The sequence below is a fragment of the Ruegeria sp. YKSF57 genome, from assembly GCF_059612585.1.
The window spans coordinates 21,819-39,559 of sequence record NZ_JBXWQW010000033.1 but is presented as its reverse complement, the minus strand read 5'-3'; the positions used below and the strand labels follow the sequence as shown (position 1 = coordinate 39,559).

At 59.9% G+C, this 17,741-nt stretch carries 18 protein-coding genes and 2 tRNA genes; 14 read left to right on the top strand and 6 right to left on the bottom strand.

Going from position 1 to position 17,741, the window contains the following annotated elements; genetic code table 11:
• Nucleotides 1–411 carry a SufE family protein gene (locus tag AC2FLX_RS14860; RefSeq protein WP_480750449.1) on the bottom strand — a complete coding sequence of 137 codons (411 nt, stop codon included), beginning with the start codon at nucleotides 409–411 and terminating at the stop codon, nucleotides 1–3.
• Between the two features lie 149 nt (nucleotides 412–560).
• On the opposite strand from AC2FLX_RS14860, the gene AC2FLX_RS14855 reads away from it, so the two are divergent.
• Nucleotides 561–1,070 (top strand): hypothetical protein, encoded by a 510-nt coding sequence (locus AC2FLX_RS14855; protein WP_480750448.1) that lies wholly within the window; start codon nucleotides 561–563, stop codon nucleotides 1,068–1,070.
• Between the two features lie 6 nt (nucleotides 1,071–1,076).
• On the opposite strand, the gene rnd is transcribed toward AC2FLX_RS14855, so the two are convergent.
• From rnd to purM, 3 genes are all read right to left on the bottom strand, one after another.
• Nucleotides 1,077–2,237 carry a ribonuclease D gene (gene rnd / locus AC2FLX_RS14850; RefSeq protein WP_480750447.1) on the bottom strand — a complete coding sequence of 387 codons (1,161 nt, stop codon included), beginning with the start codon at nucleotides 2,235–2,237 and terminating at the stop codon, nucleotides 1,077–1,079.
• Nucleotides 2,238–2,354: 117 nt separating this feature from the next.
• On the bottom strand, nucleotides 2,355–2,951 hold the full coding sequence (gene purN / locus AC2FLX_RS14845) for a phosphoribosylglycinamide formyltransferase (protein ID WP_480750446.1): 597 nt from the start codon (nucleotides 2,949–2,951) through the stop codon (nucleotides 2,355–2,357).
• Entirely contained in the window at nucleotides 2,948–3,994 is a 1,047-nt protein-coding gene (gene purM, locus AC2FLX_RS14840; RefSeq protein WP_480750445.1) for a phosphoribosylformylglycinamidine cyclo-ligase, read from the bottom strand. Before purM ends, purN begins: the two co-directional genes overlap by 4 nt.
• A 107-nt stretch (nucleotides 3,995–4,101) precedes the next feature.
• Here purM and AC2FLX_RS14835 point away from each other — a divergent pair.
• Nucleotides 4,102–4,178: transfer RNA gene (locus tag AC2FLX_RS14835), tRNA-Ile, on the top strand.
• Nucleotides 4,179–4,210: 32 nt separating this feature from the next.
• Here the strand turns inward: AC2FLX_RS14835 and AC2FLX_RS14830 are convergent.
• Together AC2FLX_RS14830 and AC2FLX_RS14825 are read right to left on the bottom strand one after the other, a co-directional pair.
• The gene (locus AC2FLX_RS14830; protein ID WP_480750444.1) at nucleotides 4,211–4,438 is read right to left on the bottom strand and encodes a hypothetical protein; all 228 of its coding nucleotides are present in this window, start codon (nucleotides 4,436–4,438) and stop codon (nucleotides 4,211–4,213) included.
• 95 nt (nucleotides 4,439–4,533) lie between these two features.
• Nucleotides 4,534–5,853 carry an ATP-binding protein gene (locus AC2FLX_RS14825; protein ID WP_496875458.1) on the bottom strand — a complete coding sequence of 440 codons (1,320 nt, stop codon included), beginning with the start codon at nucleotides 5,851–5,853 and terminating at the stop codon, nucleotides 4,534–4,536.
• A 44-nt stretch (nucleotides 5,854–5,897) separates the two neighbouring features.
• Here AC2FLX_RS14825 and AC2FLX_RS14820 point away from each other — a divergent pair, with 44 nt between their 5' ends.
• The 12 genes from AC2FLX_RS14820 to AC2FLX_RS14765 all read left to right on the top strand — a co-directional run bounded on the left by AC2FLX_RS14820 (nucleotide 5,898) and on the right by AC2FLX_RS14765 (nucleotide 17,739).
• A complete protein-coding gene (locus tag AC2FLX_RS14820) occupies nucleotides 5,898–6,812 on the top strand; it encodes an MBL fold metallo-hydrolase (RefSeq protein WP_480750442.1) in 915 nt (304 codons plus the stop codon).
• 68 nt (nucleotides 6,813–6,880) lie between these two features.
• Nucleotides 6,881–6,955 (top strand) — tRNA-Asn (locus AC2FLX_RS14815).
• Between the two features lie 204 nt (nucleotides 6,956–7,159).
• Complete coding sequence (locus AC2FLX_RS14810; RefSeq protein WP_496811052.1) at nucleotides 7,160–7,681, top strand: hypothetical protein; 522 nt, start codon at nucleotides 7,160–7,162, stop codon at nucleotides 7,679–7,681.
• 264 nt (nucleotides 7,682–7,945) lie between these two features.
• Nucleotides 7,946–8,974 (top strand): alcohol dehydrogenase catalytic domain-containing protein, encoded by a 1,029-nt coding sequence (locus AC2FLX_RS14805; protein WP_496811051.1) that lies wholly within the window; start codon nucleotides 7,946–7,948, stop codon nucleotides 8,972–8,974.
• Nucleotides 8,975–9,053: 79 nt separating this feature from the next.
• Nucleotides 9,054–9,929 (top strand): branched-chain amino acid ABC transporter permease, encoded by an 876-nt coding sequence (locus tag AC2FLX_RS14800; protein ID WP_480750002.1) that lies wholly within the window; start codon nucleotides 9,054–9,056, stop codon nucleotides 9,927–9,929.
• 4 nt (nucleotides 9,930–9,933) lie between these two features.
• A complete protein-coding gene (locus AC2FLX_RS14795) occupies nucleotides 9,934–11,031 on the top strand; it encodes a branched-chain amino acid ABC transporter permease (protein WP_496807723.1) in 1,098 nt (365 codons plus the stop codon).
• A complete protein-coding gene (locus AC2FLX_RS14790; protein ID WP_480750000.1) occupies nucleotides 11,028–11,792 on the top strand; it encodes an ABC transporter ATP-binding protein in 765 nt (254 codons plus the stop codon). Before AC2FLX_RS14795 ends, AC2FLX_RS14790 begins: the two co-directional genes overlap by 4 nt.
• On the top strand, nucleotides 11,789–12,562 hold the full coding sequence (locus AC2FLX_RS14785) for an ABC transporter ATP-binding protein (protein WP_480749999.1): 774 nt from the start codon (nucleotides 11,789–11,791) through the stop codon (nucleotides 12,560–12,562). Before AC2FLX_RS14790 ends, AC2FLX_RS14785 begins: the two co-directional genes overlap by 4 nt.
• A gap of 5 nt (nucleotides 12,563–12,567) precedes the next feature.
• Nucleotides 12,568–14,451 (top strand): AMP-dependent synthetase/ligase, encoded by a 1,884-nt coding sequence (locus AC2FLX_RS14780; RefSeq protein WP_480750011.1) that lies wholly within the window; start codon nucleotides 12,568–12,570, stop codon nucleotides 14,449–14,451.
• Between the two features lie 34 nt (nucleotides 14,452–14,485).
• Nucleotides 14,486–15,646 (top strand): ABC transporter substrate-binding protein, encoded by a 1,161-nt coding sequence (locus AC2FLX_RS14775; RefSeq protein ID WP_480749998.1) that lies wholly within the window; start codon nucleotides 14,486–14,488, stop codon nucleotides 15,644–15,646.
• Between the two features lie 157 nt (nucleotides 15,647–15,803).
• Nucleotides 15,804–16,928: an MlaE family lipid ABC transporter permease subunit gene (locus tag AC2FLX_RS14770; RefSeq protein ID WP_496811050.1), complete on the top strand. Its 1,125-nt coding sequence runs from the start codon at nucleotides 15,804–15,806 to the stop codon at nucleotides 16,926–16,928.
• Nucleotide 16,929: 1 nt separating this feature from the next.
• Nucleotides 16,930–17,739, top strand: coding sequence for an ABC transporter ATP-binding protein (locus tag AC2FLX_RS14765; protein ID WP_496811049.1), 810 nt, complete (start codon nucleotides 16,930–16,932; stop codon nucleotides 17,737–17,739).
• Nucleotides 17,740–17,741 lie beyond the last annotated feature (2 nt).

The window sequence follows — 17,741 nt, the reverse complement described above, 5'->3', positions numbered from 1 at the left end:
TCACACGTTCTCTGATGCGACATCGCGGATACGTTCGATCATCGAGCGCAGACCATTTGACCGCTGGGCCGACAGATGCTCGTTCAGACCCAACCGCTCCAGTTCCGCCCGTGCGTCGACCTTGGGAACCTCACCCACTGGCAAGCCATTGTAAAGCGAGCGCAAAACCGCGATCAAGCCGCGCACGATCAGGGCATCACTGTCACCATCAAAACTGAAAACTCCGTTTTCGATGGTCGGATGCAACCAAACCTGACTGGCGCAGCCATGCACCTTGGTCGCGGGTACCTTGAGCGCCTCGTCAAGGGGCTCCATCGCCTTGCCCTGCTCGATCACATGACGATAGCGGTCTTCCCAGTCCTCCAGGAACTCGAAGTCTTCGACAATTTCCTCAAAGGCGGGGCTGGCCATGCGGCGATCCTCTCAAATCTTCGTCAAACTGTGACCTAAGCCCGCGCCAGGGCCGTGTCCAGCCCCGCCACGTCTTTTCAAGCCGGTTCATTTAGGCTAACCCGTTTTCAGGTTGCTCCTTCAACGTGTTGGTTGTCATGAACAAATCTTTGCCAGTTCTCCTTATGGTTGCCGCTTTGACGCTGTCTGCCTGCGGTAGTTGGCGCGACTCTCGCGCAAATCCGTCCAACTGGTTCGGCAAAAGCACGCCAAGCGAACCAACACAGGTTGATGAAACCAACGCACTGATCCCGCAAAGAGGCGGCAAAGGTCTGTTTGATGGGCCTGAAGCCGTGGACATCAGCGTTCCTATTGCCACGGTTACCGAGCTCCGGGTGGATCCCACATCGACCGGCGCGATACTGGTTGCAACAGGCGTTGCTGCCCGACAGGGTGCCTATGACGCACAATTGCGGCTGAATTCATCCGAAGAAGATCAAAAGAACGGCGTTCTCGCCTTCACATTCCGCGTTGTCTATCCCGATTATGCCACCGCGCAAGGGACAGAACGCACTCGCACAATCACCGAGGCGGTCAATCTGAGCAAACAGGATCTTGAGGGTATTCGGCTCATCCGCGTCTCGGCTGCGCAAAACGCTCGCGAAACCCGCAGGCGCTGACGCCGGTCAGCCCAGCGGAACGACCCGAACGGTCTGCCCTTTGGCTGCCAGCGCAATCTGACCGTCGCAAAGCCGCAGGGCGTCTTCTCCGAACACTTCATACCGCCACCCCGACAGCGATGGTACATCGCGTTCTCCGGCCGCAATCAAATCAAGCTCGGCGCTGTTGGCGATCAGTTTTGCAGCAACACCTGCGCTTTCAGTTTTCGATTTCAGAAGCACTCGCAGCAGATCGGCCAAGGCGGGGTTGACCTGAATCTTGTCCCGGCTCTTGTCGATCTTTGGCAGTTTGTCCGGGGGACATTCAATACCCTGCGCCACCGCCGCCAGAATGCCATCGGCAATGGCCCCTTTTCGCGCCTCGCGCAGCAGCAGGCGTGACCCCCCCAGATCGGCCGGGGTCCTGGGCTTGGTCGAGGCCAGTTCGATCAAAGCGTCGTCCTTGAAGACCCGGTTGCGCGGAACATTGTTTTCCTGCGCATAAGCTTCGCGGAATTTGGCCAGTTCCCGGACCATTGCAAGGAACTTGGCCGAATTCGTGCGTGTCTTGATGCGACGCCACGCCTCTTCGGGGCGAATGTCATACGTGGCCGGATCGGTCAGGATCTGCAATTCTTCCGCAACCCAGTGGTCCCGTCTGGTTTTCTTCAGTTCCGCCGCCAGGAACTCATAGATCTTGCGCAAATGCGTCACGTCCGCCAGCGCATAGGTCTTTTGCGCGTCGGTCAGTGGGCGGCGCGACCAGTCGGTAAACCGCGAGGTCTTGTCCACCCCCTGCTTGCAGATCTTGCGCACAAGGGTTTCATAGCCTACCTGCTCGCCAAATCCGCATACCATCGCGGCCACCTGGGTATCGAACAACGGTTCGGGGAATACACCGGATTCGACCCAGAATATTTCCAGATCCTGCCGCGCCGCATGAAACACTTTGACCACATTTTCGTTGCGAAACAGTTCCAGCAACGGTTCCAGCGACATCCCTTCCGCCAACGGATCGACCAGCACGGCGCTGTCCTCCCCCTCGGCGGGAAGGGCCAATTGAACGAGACACAGTTTCGAGTAATAGGTCCGCTCGCGAAGAAACTCGGTATCGACGGTGACATAAGGGTGCGCGGCGGCGGCCTTGCAGAATTCCGCAAGCTCGGGCGTGGTGGTAAGGGTTTTCATAAGCGGTTTTGTTTCTTGCACTTTTTATTCATTCCAAAACTCAAAGACCCCACACATCCCCGAGCAATTCCTGAACCATAGGACAAAGCTGGCGCGGCTGTAAACGCCGACAAGGGATCACGGCAACAGAACCGGCGTTGTGTTGCCAGAAGAGAACCGCCGCAAAACCGCCGGATAAAGTTTATGTTCCCACTCCAGCACCCGCGCCGCGAGGGATTCGGGCGTATCGCCGGGTTCGATCTGAATTCGCGCCTGCCCCAGAATGGGGCCGTCATCCAGCGCTGCGGTCACCTCGTGCACGGTGCAGCCGTGTTCGGCGTCACCCGCCGCGATGGCGCGCGCATGGGTGTTGAGCCCCTTGTACTTGGGGAGAAGCGAGGGATGGATATTCAGCATCCGTCCCTGAAACTGTGACACGAACCCGCCTGTGAGCACGCGCATGAACCCGGCGAGACAGACAATGTCGACTGCGGCCTCCAGCAACGGTTTCACCAGTTCGGCCTCAAACGCCGCGCGATCCCCGCCAAAAGGCCTATGATCGACAACTGCGGTCGGCACACCGCGATCCGCCGCCTTCTGCAATCCGCCGGCCTGCGCGTCGTTCGACATCACAAGGCACGGTCGCGCCGGGTGGTCACCGGACATGCTGTCGACCAGCGACACCATGTTCGACCCCCCCCCGGATATCAGGATGGCAACGCGCTTATGACTCACAACAGCGCGCCTGTGTAAGTCACACCGGGTGTTCCGGTTACGCTGCCGATGCGCGATACGGTTTCCCCTTCGGCCCGCAGCAGCGCGGCCAGATCATCGGCTTTGTCCGGCGCACAGACAACAATCATGCCTACACCGCAATTGAAGGTCTTGAGCATCTCGGCCTCGGCTATACCACCGGTTTCGGCCATCCACCGGAACACGGGTGGCAGATCCCACGCATCAAGGTCAATGGTCGCTCCAGCGCCTTCCGGCAGGACCCGCGGCAGGTTCTCGGTAAGCCCACCGCCGGTGATATGGGCCAGCGCATGCACGCCCCCCTCCCGGATCGCCGCCAGAGCAGATTTCACGTAAAGCCGAGTCGGCGTCAGCAGCACCTTTCCCATCGCGCCTTCGGCAAATGGACACTCCGATTCCCAGTTAAGTCCGGAATGTTCCACCAACCGGCGAACCAATGAATAACCATTGGAATGGACCCCGTCCGAGGCCAGCCCAAGCAGCACGTCACCCTCCTGCACGCCCGCAGGCAGCGCCGTTCCGCGCTCCATCGCGCCGACAGCAAAACCTGCCAGGTCGAAATCCCCCGCCGGATACATCCCGGGCATTTCTGCCGTCTCACCACCGATCAGTGCACAGCCCGAGCGCACGCAGCCTTCGGCAATGCCTTCGATGATCCGCGCGGCCGTTTCCGTCTCCAGCTTTCCTGTTGCGAAATAATCAAGGAAAAACAAAGGTTCCGCGCCCTGACAGATCAGGTCGTTCACGCACATCGCCACCAGATCGATGCCGACCCCGTCAACCACCCCGGTATCAATGGCAATCCGCAGCTTGGTGCCGACACCATCGGTTGCCCCCACCAGAATCGGGTCGCTGTATCCAGCCGCCTTGAGGTCGAACAACGCGCCAAAACCGCCCAGCCCGCTTGCCACGCCAGGCCGGTCGGTTCGCTTTGCCGCAGGTTTGATGCGGTCGACCAGTGCGTTGCCCGCATCGATATCCACGCCCGCATCGGCATAGGTCATGCCGCTTTTGCCCGTTGTCATGGCTGAACCCTCATGAATGCTTTGAGCGCGGGTTAGTCGATTGTGCGCCTGCATGCAACGGTCAGGCTTGACGCGGGCGACACGCGTGATACGCAATGCGCTCAGGCGGGCCTGTAGCTCAATTGGTTAGAGCAGAGCGCTCATAACGCTTTGGTTGGGGGTTCGAGTCCCTCCGGGCCTACCAATCCGCCCTTTTCACTTACGAAAACTGCGTTTTTAGCCGCCGACATAGACACCGTCCTTTGGACGATAGAAAATCTTCTGATCGTGCAATCGGCCTAGCAGGTCATGGATTCGGCGCACGGTTTCTGCGCGTTTGGCTCGGTTTGCGTCATCCTCTTCCGCCGGTCGGTGTGAAATAGACGCCGAGGCGGTCCGCAAGGCCATTTCGATCAGATCCACATCCTCGACCGACAACTCGAACATGTCATTGAATTGCGGCATTCTATCCCTCCTTGGCTGGCGTCTCGGTAAATTGGGTTCATTCGCACCGGGCGCATTCCCCTTATACCATCCGATCTGCCAAAGCGCTCCGGCTTTTACCGAGCGATAACGATATCCGCGCGCAAACCGCCCAGCTTTTCGCTTTCGCCCAACCGCAACACCCCCCCATGGGCACGGGCCACATCGGCGACAATGGCCAGGCCCAGCCCGACACCGCCGCCCTGATTCTGATTGCGCGCGGGATCAAGCCGCGCGAATGGTTTGATCGCCTCGCCGCGCTGTTCGACCGGGATGCCCGGCCCATCGTCCTCGACCCGAATGCGCAGGGATTTCGACGTGACGGCACAGCTCACGTCGGCCCTCGTGCCGTAACGCACCGCATTGCCGATCAGGTTCTCGACCGCCCGTCGAATCGCCGTCGGGCGCAATGTCACAGGCTCCGAACCCTCGCATGTGCCCAATTCCACCTGACGCCCTGCCCGCCTGGCATCCTCGACGATCTGGCCCAGCAACGATGCTATGTCGACCGCTTCGGGTGCGCCTTCCGAGGCTCCTCGCGTGAAATCAAGAAATGTGTCCAGCAAACGCTGCATTTCATCGACGTCCTGCAATAGCGGCGCCGCCTCGTCGTCGGGCATCATCGCAAGCCCGAGTTTCAGACGTGTCAGCGGCGTGCGCAGATCGTGGCTCACGCCAGACAGCATCAGGGTACGTTGTTCGATCTGCCGTTCGATCCGGGCGCGCATGTCCAGAAACGCGCTGCCGGCGGTACGCACCTCTATCGCGCCTCGTGGTGAATAGGGCACCACTCTACCCCGCCCGAACGCCTGCGCCGCGTCCGCCAGTTTGGCAATGGGTTTGAGCTGGTTACGCATGTAAAGAAAGGAAATCGACGTCATCAGCACTGCAAAAAACACCATCGTCACGATCAGCTGATGAGGTGCTGCGGGCGACAGGCGGCGACGGTCGAACGTCAACTGCAACGCGCCAAGACGCGTGTTCAGAATCAGCACGGTTTCACGGCTGCTGGGCAAAAGCACAGCTCTCGCATCAGGCAACAGCCGGTGTATGTTTTCCTGCACGATCTTTCCGGTCAGATCGTACCAGCGCCGCGTATCCACATCGGGAACCTCCGGCATTTCCAGAAACCGCGCCTGCATGTCAAGCGCATTCAGTGTCGGCCCCATTTTGGCAAGCGCGTCTTGCCGGTTCGAGGTGCCCTGCATCTGATCCTGCAGCAAACTGATTTCGCGCGACACCGTCAGCGTCATCTGCATGGTAACGTCTTCCAGATGGCGCTGCAGAAACGCTACCGCAACCACCAGCAGAACCACCACCATCGGCAGCGCCAGGATCAGGGCCGCTCGTGCATAGAGACTACGCGGCATATAAGGTTTGAGCCAGCGGAAGGACATGCGCTAAGCGTAGCGGGCCACCAGAACAAGAGGAAGAGGTCAAGATGCAACCGCCCGACGATTTCCAACCGCCTGTCGGCGTACCCTTCGAACTTGAACCGGGCCTGCGCCGCATCCTCGCCCCCAACCCCTCTCCCATGACCTATCGCGGCACCAACACCTACCTGGTGGGGCATACCGATCTTGCAATTATCGATCCGGGTCCATTGCAGAAGGCCCACCTGGCCGCCATTCAAGCCGCATTGCTGCCCGGCCAACGCATCAGCCACATTTTCGTCACCCACACACATCTGGATCATTCGCCGCTGGCCGCCCCTTTGGCCGAACAAACCGGAGCAACCGTCTTCGCCTTTGGTGGGCCAGAGGCCGGGCGCAGTGCCGTGATGAGGGAACTTGCCGCCGACGGCATGGCTGGTGGCGGCGAAGGCATCGACAAAGACTTTCGCCCGGGTGTCGAGGTCGCGGACGGCGAGATCGTCCAGGGTGACGGTTGGGAACTGGAAGTCATCCACACACCCGGACATCTTGGCAATCACATAGCCTTGGCGTGGCGCGGTCACTGCTTTACCGCTGATCACGTGATGGGCTGGGCCAGCTCTCTGGTGTCTCCGCCGGACGGCGACCTGACCGATTTCATGGCGTCCTGCCGCCGGTTGCGCAAAAAAGATTGGACGGTATTCCACCCCGGCCATGGAGCCCCGGTGATCGACCCCGCGGGTCGCCTCGACTGGCTGATTTCGCACAGGCTGGGACGTGAGCGCGCGATACTGGAACAACTCGACTCTACCCCGCTCACTGCCCGCGAACTGGCAGAGCGCATCTATACCGACACACCCGTGGCACTTCTGCCCGCGGCCGAACGCAATGTTTTTGCTCATCTTGTTGATCTTTTGGGGAAATCCAAAGTTCAACCGATCGATTCCCTGTCTTCGGCCTCGCGGTTTCGGCACAGTGGTTAAAAATGTGCGTTTCCCGTGCCGAACCCTCTGGACGCCGAAAACCGGTGTTGCTATACGGCGCGCACCGTTCCGGCGTAGCTCAGCGGTAGAGCAGTTGACTGTTAATCAATTGGTCGTAGGTTCGATCCCTACCGCCGGAGCCAACAGATTTGAAAAGGGGTTCGACACATGGTGTCGGATCCCTTTTTATCTTGGCCGCCACGCGTATGGCATATTACCGCCCAGTTTTCCCGCACACTCAGCAAGGAATGGCTCAACGCACCGGAATGACGGGATTTTCCTGAATCTTCCCCTTTAATGCCCTCAGAATGAAAGCCATGTCTGGGGCGAATTTGAAGGAGAACAGAATGTCCCGTATTCTTGTCATAGCTGTGCTACTGGCCGCCGCAGGCGCCAGTGCCTATTACATTCTCACACGACCCGAACCCACACCTGCCGAGCGTCTGGAAAATGCCGCGCAGGAGGCCGGCGACGCCGTCGGCGAAGCCGCACAAGCCGTAACCGAAGCCGCAAGCGAAGCCGTCCAGAACGCGACGCAACAGGCCAACGAGGCGGCATCCTCCGTCTCTCAAAAAGCCTCTGACGCGGCCGATCAAGCAAGCGCCGCCGTCGATACCGCCGCCCAGGCCGCAAACGAACAGATTGCCGCATTGGGCGATCAGGGCAATGCGCTGATCCAGTCCTGGCAGGACAGCGGTATCCTGACCGAGGCCGGGTTCGACTACGACAAAATGATGACCGCAGTTCAGGCCAGCCCGCTGACCGAATCCGTCAAAGCCGAAGCGGCGACGATTCTTGCCGATATCAAGGCCGCGCCCGATACCTTTGCCGAAAAGTTCGAAGAGCTGAAAAAGTTGCTGGCGCAATAACCAAAAAGGGTTTGGCGGCCACGTCCGCCACGCCCCCCCCGGGCCGCGATTTCCGCCACGTCATCACAGCGCAAAATTGACGAACGCCCGCGCCGCATGCTTGGGTTGGATCATCCATTTCCAGAACCGGACCCGATTGTGACCCTAGCTGCCCCGACCTCCTGCGTCACTCCAGACAGCCAAACCAATATCGAATCAAGGATTTAACCGACGTTGCTCCGTTGAGACCTTTCGCTTGCCTGACCGATGCCAAGGATTGCCGATATGACCGATCTTCCCGAAACCATGTTCGCAATCCTGCAAACGCATGACGGTTTTTCCGGCACCGCGACCGGACCTGAAATCACCGATGCCGCCGACTGGCTGGCCGGGGCCGAGATACCGGTGCCGACCCCCGGGCCGGGACAGGTCCTGATCCGTCTGCGCGCAGCTTCGGTCAACCCGTCCGATCTGCACTTCATCAAGGGCGAATACGGCCAGCCCCGCGTCAAGGGCGCTCCGGCGGGGTTCGAAGGGTGTGGCGACGTGGTCGCGACCGGAACCGGGGCCGAAGGGTTGCAGGGACAGCGCGTGGCCTTTGTCGCCGCTGGCGCCGGCGCCTGGGCCGAATCCGTGGTCACACAGGCGCAGATGTGCATCCCCTTGCGTCCCGATATCTCCGACGAGGACGGCGCGGCGCAGATCGTGAACCCCATGACAGCCATGGCCATGGTCGATATCGCCCGCACCGAAGGCGAGGCATTTGTGCTTTCCGCCGCAACCAGCCAGCTGGGCAAGCTGATGTGCAGCCTTGGGCGCGATCTGGGCCTGAAACCCATCGCTCTCGTCCGGCGCGCCGAAGCGGCAGACGCCCTGAAACAGTTGGGCGCGGCCGAGGTACTGGTCACCTCTGATCCGGAGTTTGCACAGAAATTCGCGGCGCTCAGCAAGGATCTGAAACCGCGCGTGTTTCTGGATGCCGTCTCGGACCAGGCGTCGGAACAGGTCTTTACCGCGATGCCCAACAATGCGCGCTGGATCAGTTACGGCAAGCTCAGCGCCGACTTACCCAGCCTCACGCAGATGGGGCAGCTCATCTTCATGGGCAAGCGGATCGAAGGGTTCTGGCTGACCCGCTGGATGACGGACACGCCGCCCGCCGACCAGATGCGCGTTGTGGCCGAGGTGCAGGCCCGTTTTGCCGATGGCCGCTGGAAAACCGACGTCTCGGCCCATCTGCCATTGCGAAAGGTTGTTTCAGGCCTGGCGGGTGCCCTGAAAAAGACGGATGGAAAGGTGATGATCACACCGTAATATGGCCTTGACCCCGGCGAAGTGAGGAGCGCCGGGTCATGACAAGGGACGCCGGGCCCACCGGCGCGGGGAGGACAAGTTGGACAACGTGCAGCTGCTGATCAGCGGGCTGGCAAACGGCTGTGTCTACGGCCTGATCGCACTTGGCTTTGTGCTGATCTACAAGGCGACCGAGGCGGTGAACTTCGCGCAGGGCGATTTCATGATGCTGGGTGCCTTTGTGACCATCGGCCTGACCAACACCGAATATATGGGCCTGCCTTTCTGGCTGGCGCTGCCGGTTTCCTTGGGCATCATGGCTGGTCTGGGCTATCTGCTCGACCGCCTGATCATCCGGCGCATGTTTGGCGAAAGCCAGACCTCGGTCGTGATCCTGACCATCGCATTGGGCTTTGTGATCCGCTTTGTCGCCGGTCTGATCTGGGGGCATGAACCACAGACCCTGCAAAACCCGCTGGCGGGCAAGGAGGTGCGCTTTGGCGGCCTCGTGCTGGGGATGGAGGATGTCGCTGTCATCATCGTCACCATTCTGCTCACCTGGGGCCTTTATGTCTTTTTCAGCCGCACCAGGCTGGGTCTGGCGATGCAGGGCGCCTCGCAGAACCAGCTGGCGGCTTATTACATGGGCATTCCGGTCAAACGGATTCAGGGCCTGATCTGGGCCCTGGCCGGTGCGGTCGCGGCCGTTGCGGGCATCCTCTTTGCCGCCAAGGGTTCGGTCGATCCCAATACCGGGCTTTTGGGGATCAAGGCCTTTGCGGCGGCGGTGATCGGCGGCTTCGGCAGCCTGCCGGGCGCGCTTGCGGGCGGGCTGATCGTGGGCGTCATCGAACCCTTTGCCAGCCGCTACATCGCCGCCGGCTACAGCCAGATCGCCCCCTATGCGCTTTTGCTGGCGGTCCTGATCTTCCGCCCGCACGGCCTGTTCAGCCAAGTGCGCGTCAAGAAGGTCTAGCCCCATGCGGATCGTGTTCAAAACCAACTACATGCAGGATATCCGCCCGTGGAAAGACGGCTATCAGCTCGGCCTCTATCTGGTCCTGCTGGCCGTTGTCGCCCTCGCGCCGTGGTGGCTGGACGATTTCTATCTGGGCGAGTTGACCAACGTCCTGATCTGGGCCATTGCCGGGCTGGGCCTGATGATCCTGACCGGCCATACCGGGCAGGCCAGCCTCGGCCATGCCGCGTTTCTCGCCATCGGCTGCTATGCCAACGTCATCCTGATCGAGGCGGGCGTGCCGTTCCTCATCGCCTTCCCGCTGGCTGGGCTGATCACCGGCATCGCGGGCGCGATCATCGCCATCCCCGCCCTGCGTCTGCATGGCATCTACCTGGCGATCTTCACGCTGGCGCTGTCGATCCTGATGGACGACATCATCGTCCTCAGCGAGCCGATCACCGGCGGCGTCGCGGGTAAGTACATTGGCGGGGTCGAGATCTTTGGCGTCCTCGTCGATCGCTGGGGCACGCCCGTCCCGTTCTACTGGCTGACCCTCATCGTCACCGTTCTGGTGACGCTGGGCTATATCAACCTGCTGCGAGCGCCGCTGGGCCGCAGCTTCATCGCCGTGCGCGACTCCGAGGTGTCGGCACAGGCGATGGGCGTCGATATCTCGCGCACCAAGACCGTCTCGTTCGGCATCTCCTGCGCCGTCACCGGTTGGGCCGGAGCGTTGATGGGGCTCTATTCCGGCGCCTTCAATAACGAAACCTTCAGCGTGGTGATCTCGATCCAGCTTCTGATGATGATCGTCATTGGCGGCCTCGGCTCGATCCACGGGGCATTCTTCGGCGCCATCGTCATCGGCTTCCTGCCACAGTTCCTGTCCATCGCCAAGGAATATGTCGGCGCCGTCATCGGCGGCAACACCGTTGCCATCCCGGGGCTGGAATTCGGCGTTTTCGGCATGATCCTCATCGCCTTCATCCTGTTCGAACCGATGGGCATCTACGGCCGCTGGCTGAAGATCCGCACCTGGTTCGAACTCTTCCCCTTTTACCGCAAGGACATGTTCCGACGGCAGAAATCCTACCTGAAAACGGAGCGTCTGAGATGAGCCTGCTGGAACTGGAACACGTCACGCTCAAATTCGGCGGCCTGACGGCGGTGGACGATCTGACCTTTTCCGTCCACGAGGGCGAGGTGTTTGCAATCGTTGGCCCCAACGGCGCCGGAAAATCCACCGTTTTCAACCTGATATCGCGCTTTTATGATCCAGCTCAGGGATCTGTCCGGTTTGACGGCCACGACCTGCTGGCGGTCAAACCATCGGGCGTTGCGGCCTATGGCGTGGCCCGGACGTTTCAGAACATCGAACTGTTCGAACACGCCACCGTGCTGCAAAACCTTCTGGTCGGGCGGCACCGCCACCGCAAAAGCAACCTGCTGACCGAGCTGTTTTTCACTCCCTCGGCCAAACGGCAGGAACTGGAAAACCGCGAAAAGGTCGAAGAGATCATCGATTTCCTCGACCTGCAGGCCTATCGCGACAAGATGATCGCCGGCCTGCCCTATGGCGTGCGCAAAGTGGTCGAGGTCGCCCGCGCGCTGGCGACGGAACCGCGCCTGCTGCTGCTCGATGAACCTGCCTCGGGGCTCTCGGTCGAGGAAACCACCGACATGCGCTGGTGGATCGACGATATCCGCCGCCAGATGGGCATTACCGTATTGATGGTCGAACATGACATGGGGCTTGTCTCGGGCGTCTCCGACCGTGTGCTGGCCATGGCCGATGGCGCGAAACTCGCCCTTGGAACACCCTCGCAGGTGCAATCCCACCCCGCCGTGATCGAGGCATACCTTGGGAAAGCATCATGAGCGAACCCATCCTCAAGATCCGCAATGTCGAAAGCTTCTATGGCCCGATCATGGCCATTCGCGGCGTGTCGCTTGATGTGCATGCCGGGCGCATCGTTTCGATTCTGGGCGCCAACGGCGCGGGCAAGACCACGCTGATGAAGACCGTCTCGGGCGTGATGGATCCGGAAAAAGGCACGATCACCTTCGAAGGCGAAGAAATACAAGGGTCCGAGCCGCACAAGGTGGTGCAAAGGGGGATCGTCCACGTTCCCGAAGGGCGTGAGGTCTTTCCCCTGCTCACCGTCGACGAAAACCTGAGTCTCGGGGCCTATACCATTAAAAACAAAACACAAATCGAACGGGACAGGGATATGGTCTTTTCCTATTTCCCGATCCTCGGGGACCGCCGCGATCAAGAGGCCGGAACGCTGTCGGGCGGACAGCAACAGATGCTGGCCATCGGCCGGGGCCTGATGGCAAACCCCAAGATCATGCTGCTGGACGAACCCTCATTGGGCCTGTCCCCCATTCTGGTGCAGGAAATTTTCGCCATCCTCAAACGCCTGAATACGGAACAGAACATGACGATGATGCTGGTCGAGCAGAATGCCAGCGCCGCGCTTGAACTGGCTCATGACGGTTACGTCATGGAGGTCGGGCGGATCGTCATGGATGGGCCCGCCAGCGAGTTGATGAAATCCGAAGACATCCAGAACTTTTATCTGGGCGTTCAGGAAGAAGGCGCGCGCGAAAACCGCCGCTGGAAACGCAAAAAGACGTGGAGGTGAGCAAGATGGACGCCAGCCGCCTGCCCGCGCAAACCCTCATCAACAGTGTCAGCTTCAACGCCACGCCGGGCCAGCGCCCGGTTCTGGTCGACGGCACCACAACCATCGCCGGATTGTTCCAGAAACGTTGTGCCGAACTGGGCAAGCGGACCGCGCATCGCGAAAAGGATTTCGGCATATGGAAATCCTACTCTTGGGCGGATTACTGGCAACACGCCAAATGGATCGGCCTGGCCCTGCGCAAGCTCGGCCTGCAACGCGGCGACGTCGTCTCGATCCTGTCCGAAGACCGCAAGGAATGGGCCTGGTTCGACATGGGGATCCAATGCGTCGGCGGCATCGCATCGGGCGTCTACACCACCGATTCCGCCAGCCAGCTGTCCTATCTGGTCACCGACAGCGACAGCCGCTTTCTGATCGTCGAAGACGAAGAGCAACTGGACAAGTTCCTGCAGATCGAAGACGAAGTTCCGGGCCTTTCAAAGGTGATCATTCTCGAAGACGAGGGGCTGCACGATCTCGACCACCCCCGCTGCATGATGATTGACCACTTGTATGAAATAGGTCGTCAGGCCGAACAGGATCAACCCGGTGTGTTCGAGGCCCAGATTGCCCTGGCGCAACCCGAAGACATCGCTTTGCTCATCTACACCTCCGGCACCACCGGACTGCCCAAAGGCGCAATGCTCAGCAACGAGAACATTTTGTCCGCCATCGAAGCGGGTGCGCACGGCCTGCCCTCGTTCGAGACCGACGAACAGCTATGTTTCCTGCCGCTCTGTCATATTCTGGAACGCGACGTTTCGATCTATTTCCCGCTCGCCTCCAAATCCACGGTAAATTTCGCGGAAAGCCCCGAGACGGTTTTTGCCAACCTGCAGGAGGTCTCCCCCAACACCTTCACCGCCGTCCCGCGCGTATGGGAAAAAATCTACTCGCAGGTCCTGATCATGGCGCAGGAGGCCACGCCCATCGGCCAAGCCGCATTCGCCATGGCGTTGCAAGCAGGACAAAGGCGCGCGCGCTATCTCCTCCGGAACGAGCCTGTCCCCGCTTCCGTGGCCGCCCGGTTCTGGGTCTGGGACCGGCTGGTTTTACGCAACCTGCGCCGGATGCTGGGCATGGACAGGTTAAGGCGCGGCGGAACGGGCGCCGCCCCGATCTCGCCCGAGTTGCTGAAATGGTATTGGGCGATCGGGGTTCCTCTGGTCGAAGGGTACGGCATGACCGAGACCTCGGGCATCGCCACGATCAACACGCCGGGCAAGAATCGGATCGGTACAATTGGGAAAGCCGTACCCGGAATCGATGTACGAATTGCACAGGACGGCGAAATACAGGTGTACGGTTTGAACACTTTTCAGGGTTACTGGCGCAACAATGAAAAAACCGCCGAAACCTTCACCGCCGACGGATGGCTTCGCACGGGCGATATCGGGCGTATGGACGACGACGGTTTTGTCACCATCACCGGCCGCCTGAAAGACATCATCATCACCGCCGGCGGCAAGAACATCACGCCGGCCGAGATCGAAAGCCGCCTGAAATTCAGCCACTATATTTCCGATGCAGTGATCATCGGCGACCGGCGCAAGTATCTGACGGCATTGATAATGATTGATCAGGAGAACGTCGAGAAATACGCTCAGGACCACAAGATACCGTTTTCGAACTTCGCCTCGCTTTGTGCCGCACCCGAGGTTCGCAGCCTGATCGGAGCCGAAATTGAGGCAGTAAATCAAGAGTTTGCGCGCGTCGAACAGATCAAGGATTTCCGCCTGATCGATGTCCTTCTCACCGCCGAGGACGAGGAACTGACCGCAACGATGAAACTGAAACGGAGCTTCGTTGAAATGAAACACGCACATCTGATCGAAGATATGTATTGATAAAACATGGGATTACCCAAAAGGGAGGAGAGAAATGAGAAAGACAATTCTGAGGCTCGCCGCCGCCGCGGCCCTGACGGCAACGGCTACATTGACCAGCGCCGAAACCCAGGGCGTCACCGACGATGAAATCGTCATTGGTTCGGTCAACGACCTCTCCGGCATTTTCGCCGCCGTCGGCGTTCCGGCAGTAAAAGGCGCCAACGTGGTCTTTGACCGGGTGAACGCAGAAGGCGGCGTTCACGGCCGCAAGATCCGCTATGTCGTTGAAGACAATGGATATCAGATGCCTCGCGCGATGCAGGGCTACAACAAGCTGCTCAATCGCGACAAGGTGTTCGCAATGCTGCAAAGCCTTGGCACCCCCATGAACCTTGCCGGCTTCAAGCTGCTGGATCCCAAGGGCATTCCGAATGTCGCGCCGCTGTCTGCCGCGCGCCAGATGCTGCAGGACCCGATGCACAATAAATTTACTTCGTTTTCAAGCTATTACGACCAAAGCCGGGTGGGCGTCAAATACCTGACTGGCGAGTTCGGTGCAGAAAAAGTGTGCACCATGTATTTGCCGACGGACTTCGGAAAGGAAATCCTCGAAGGCTCCAAGGCGGGCGCGGAAGAGGCCGGCATCGCGTTTGCAGCCGAGACAACCCACAAACCCGACGAAACCGATTTCGTCGGCTCGCTCAGCAAACTGAACGAAGCCGGCTGCGACATCGTCACCATCGCCCTGGGCGTTCGCCAGGCCATCACGGTTGTTGGCACCGCAAAAAAGATGGGCCTGAACGACATGAAGTTCATGGGCACCTCTGCCAGCTTCCTGACCGTCGTGGCACAAGTCCCCGGTGGTGTCACCGACGGCTTTTTTGCCGCTGCTTCCTGGCAGGATCTTTGGGCACGGGCGGACGAACCGGCCCCCAAGGCGTTTATCGAGGAATACAAGGCCGCCACCGGCGAAGACGCGGTTGGTTTTGCCATGCTCGGATATGCGGCGGCGGAAATGATGGTCAGGGCGCTTGAGGCCGCTGGCCCGGACCTGACACAGGAAAGTTTCATCGCCGCAATGGAAACCCTGAACTACCAGGATGATCTGGTGGGCAACCACATGACCTATGGGCCAGACGATCATCAGGGTGCTGACTCGGTCTACGTCAATGTGGTCGAGAATGGCGCGTGGAAGAAAATCCACGAAGAGTAATCGGCCTCGGGCGCTCTCCGTTCAGGAAAGCGCCCTTTTCGTTAATCCTGGTCAGTTTGATTTTCGATTGTAATTCAACAACATCTGTTCCGGCAAAATAGTGCCGGATCCAACAAATCGGTTGCCGCCGAAACCGGCAACGCGTCATAGTCCGGGCATGAGCGGCCCATCACTGACACAGGAATTTTCCGACGGTCGCCTCTTGATCCGGTTCAAGGGGCGGTTGTTGACGCAGTTTCTGGGCCAGGCGGAAACGCAGTTGGCTCAACTCCGTTCCGATGCTGATGTGGTCGCGTTTGACCTGTCAGGGGTCGAGGCCATCGACACCGGCGGTGCGTGGCTGATCGCGGACCTTCAAAAACGGTTGGAAAAGGCGAACACGCCGGTTTCGATCATTGGCGCGTCGCAGGCGCAGAACGCCCTGATCACGACCGTGGCGAAAAGTCTGTCCGATGAAGCAGCAGCGCAGGAACCACCACGCGGGTTTTTGCCATGGGTGGAACATATCGGCAAAGGCACGGTCGCAGCGTGGCAGGACACGCTGTCGATCCTGAACTTTCTGGGACTGACCCTGCATCGGCTGGCCCGTTCAATGGTGATGCCATGGCGGTTGCGTGCCGCGCCGTTGGTAACGCAGATGGAAGAAACCGGTCTCAAGGCTGTTCCGATCATTGCCCTTATGGGGTTCCTGATCGGGGTGGTTCTGGCTTTTCAGGGATCTACCCAGCTCAAACAATTCGGGGCCGAGGTCTTTGTGGTCGAACTGATCTCGATATCGATCCTGCGCGAGCTGGGCATCCTTCTGACCGCAATCATCGTTGCCGGTCGATCCGGATCGGCCTTCACCGCCTCCATCGGCTCGATGAAGGTGCAGGAAGAGATTGACGCCATGCGAACCATCGGACTGGACCCGATCGAGGTTCTGGTCGTTCCCAGAACGCTCGCGTTGCTGATCGTCCTGCCGATCCTTGGCTTCATCGCGGATATATCCGGCCTGATCGGCGGCGCAATCATGAGCTGGATCGACCTTGGTGTCAGCCCGGGCATGTTCGTGACCCGACTGAAAGACAACACGGATGTCTGGCACCTTGCGGTCGGTCTTATCAAGGCCCCGTTCTTTGCCCTCGTGATCGGGGTCATCGCCTGCTGGCAGGCAATGCAGGTTCAGGGATCGGCCGAAAGCGTCGGGCGCCGAACCACGGCATCGGTGGTGCAATCCATCTTTATGGTCATCGCGCTGGATGCGCTGTTCTCGATCTTTTTCTCGGAAGTCGGGGTCTGACATGGCCGACGATTCAACCGGACAAAGCGAGATGCCAGACCGCGAAGCTGTCATTCGCGTGCGCGGCCTGACCACCCGGTTCGGCCCTCAGGTCGTGCATGACAATCTTGACCTCGACGTCTGGCGCGGCGAAGTGCTCGGCGTTGTCGGAGGCTCGGGCACCGGCAAGTCGGTCCTGTTGCGAACGATCGTCGGGCTGAACACGCCTGCGACCGGGTCGATCGAGGTTCTGGGCGTTGACGTCCTCAACGGTCCCGAAGAAGACCGCCTGAGGATCGAACAAAGCTGGGGTGTGGCCTTTCAGGACGGTGCGCTTTTTTCGTCGCTGACCGTGTTGCAGAACGTGATGGCGCCGATGCGCGAACATCTCAAGCTCAGCGAACACCTGATGAAAGCGCTGGGGGAGTTGAAGATCAGCCTCGTCGGCCTGCCCCGGCTCAGCTGCGGGAAATTCCCGTCCGAGCTTTCAGGCGGCATGCGAAAGCGCGCGGCCTTGGCGCGCGCGCTGGCGCTGGACCCCGAGATCGTGTTTCTGGATGAACCGACCGCCGGGCTCGATCCGATTGGCGCGGCGGCCTATGACGATCTGATCGGCGAATTGCAGCGTGCGCTTGGGCTGACCGTTTTCATGGTGACGCATGACCTCGACAGTCTTTACGCGATCTGCAACCGGGTCGCGGTACTTGCGGAAAAACGCGTCCTGGTTGAGGGTCCTATTGATGACATGACATCTGTGGACCATCCTTGGGTACAGGAATATTTCACCGGTCCGCGCGCCAGAGCCGCGCAGAACAGGGAACGGGACAGTTAGGG

Excerpts from the sequence above, each read along its gene's own strand:
- AC2FLX_RS14830 (WP_480750444.1), bottom strand. The coding sequence starts at position 4,438 with ATGCCGCAATTCAATGACATGTTCGAGTTGTCGGTCGAGGATGTGGAT.
- AC2FLX_RS14795 (WP_496807723.1), top strand. The coding sequence starts at position 9,934 with ATGCGGATCGTGTTCAAAACCAACTACATGCAGGATATCCGCCCGTGG.
- AC2FLX_RS14775 (WP_480749998.1), top strand. The coding sequence starts at position 14,486 with ATGAGAAAGACAATTCTGAGGCTCGCCGCCGCCGCGGCCCTGACGGCA.
- AC2FLX_RS14765 (WP_496811049.1), top strand. The coding sequence starts at position 16,930 with ATGGCCGACGATTCAACCGGACAAAGCGAGATGCCAGACCGCGAAGCT.
- AC2FLX_RS14810 (WP_496811052.1), top strand. The coding sequence starts at position 7,160 with ATGTCCCGTATTCTTGTCATAGCTGTGCTACTGGCCGCCGCAGGCGCC.
- AC2FLX_RS14860 (WP_480750449.1), bottom strand. The coding sequence starts at position 411 with ATGGCCAGCCCCGCCTTTGAGGAAATTGTCGAAGACTTCGAGTTCCTG.
- AC2FLX_RS14790 (WP_480750000.1), top strand. The coding sequence starts at position 11,028 with ATGAGCCTGCTGGAACTGGAACACGTCACGCTCAAATTCGGCGGCCTG.
- AC2FLX_RS14770 (WP_496811050.1), top strand. The coding sequence starts at position 15,804 with ATGAGCGGCCCATCACTGACACAGGAATTTTCCGACGGTCGCCTCTTG.
- AC2FLX_RS14805 (WP_496811051.1), top strand. The coding sequence starts at position 7,946 with ATGACCGATCTTCCCGAAACCATGTTCGCAATCCTGCAAACGCATGAC.
- rnd (WP_480750447.1), bottom strand. The coding sequence starts at position 2,237 with ATGAAAACCCTTACCACCACGCCCGAGCTTGCGGAATTCTGCAAGGCC.
- AC2FLX_RS14785 (WP_480749999.1), top strand. The coding sequence starts at position 11,789 with ATGAGCGAACCCATCCTCAAGATCCGCAATGTCGAAAGCTTCTATGGC.
- AC2FLX_RS14825 (WP_496875458.1), bottom strand. The coding sequence starts at position 5,853 with ATGTCCTTCCGCTGGCTCAAACCTTATATGCCGCGTAGTCTCTATGCA.
- AC2FLX_RS14780 (WP_480750011.1), top strand. The coding sequence starts at position 12,568 with ATGGACGCCAGCCGCCTGCCCGCGCAAACCCTCATCAACAGTGTCAGC.
- AC2FLX_RS14820 (WP_480750442.1), top strand. The coding sequence starts at position 5,898 with ATGCAACCGCCCGACGATTTCCAACCGCCTGTCGGCGTACCCTTCGAA.
- purM (WP_480750445.1), bottom strand. The coding sequence starts at position 3,994 with ATGACAACGGGCAAAAGCGGCATGACCTATGCCGATGCGGGCGTGGAT.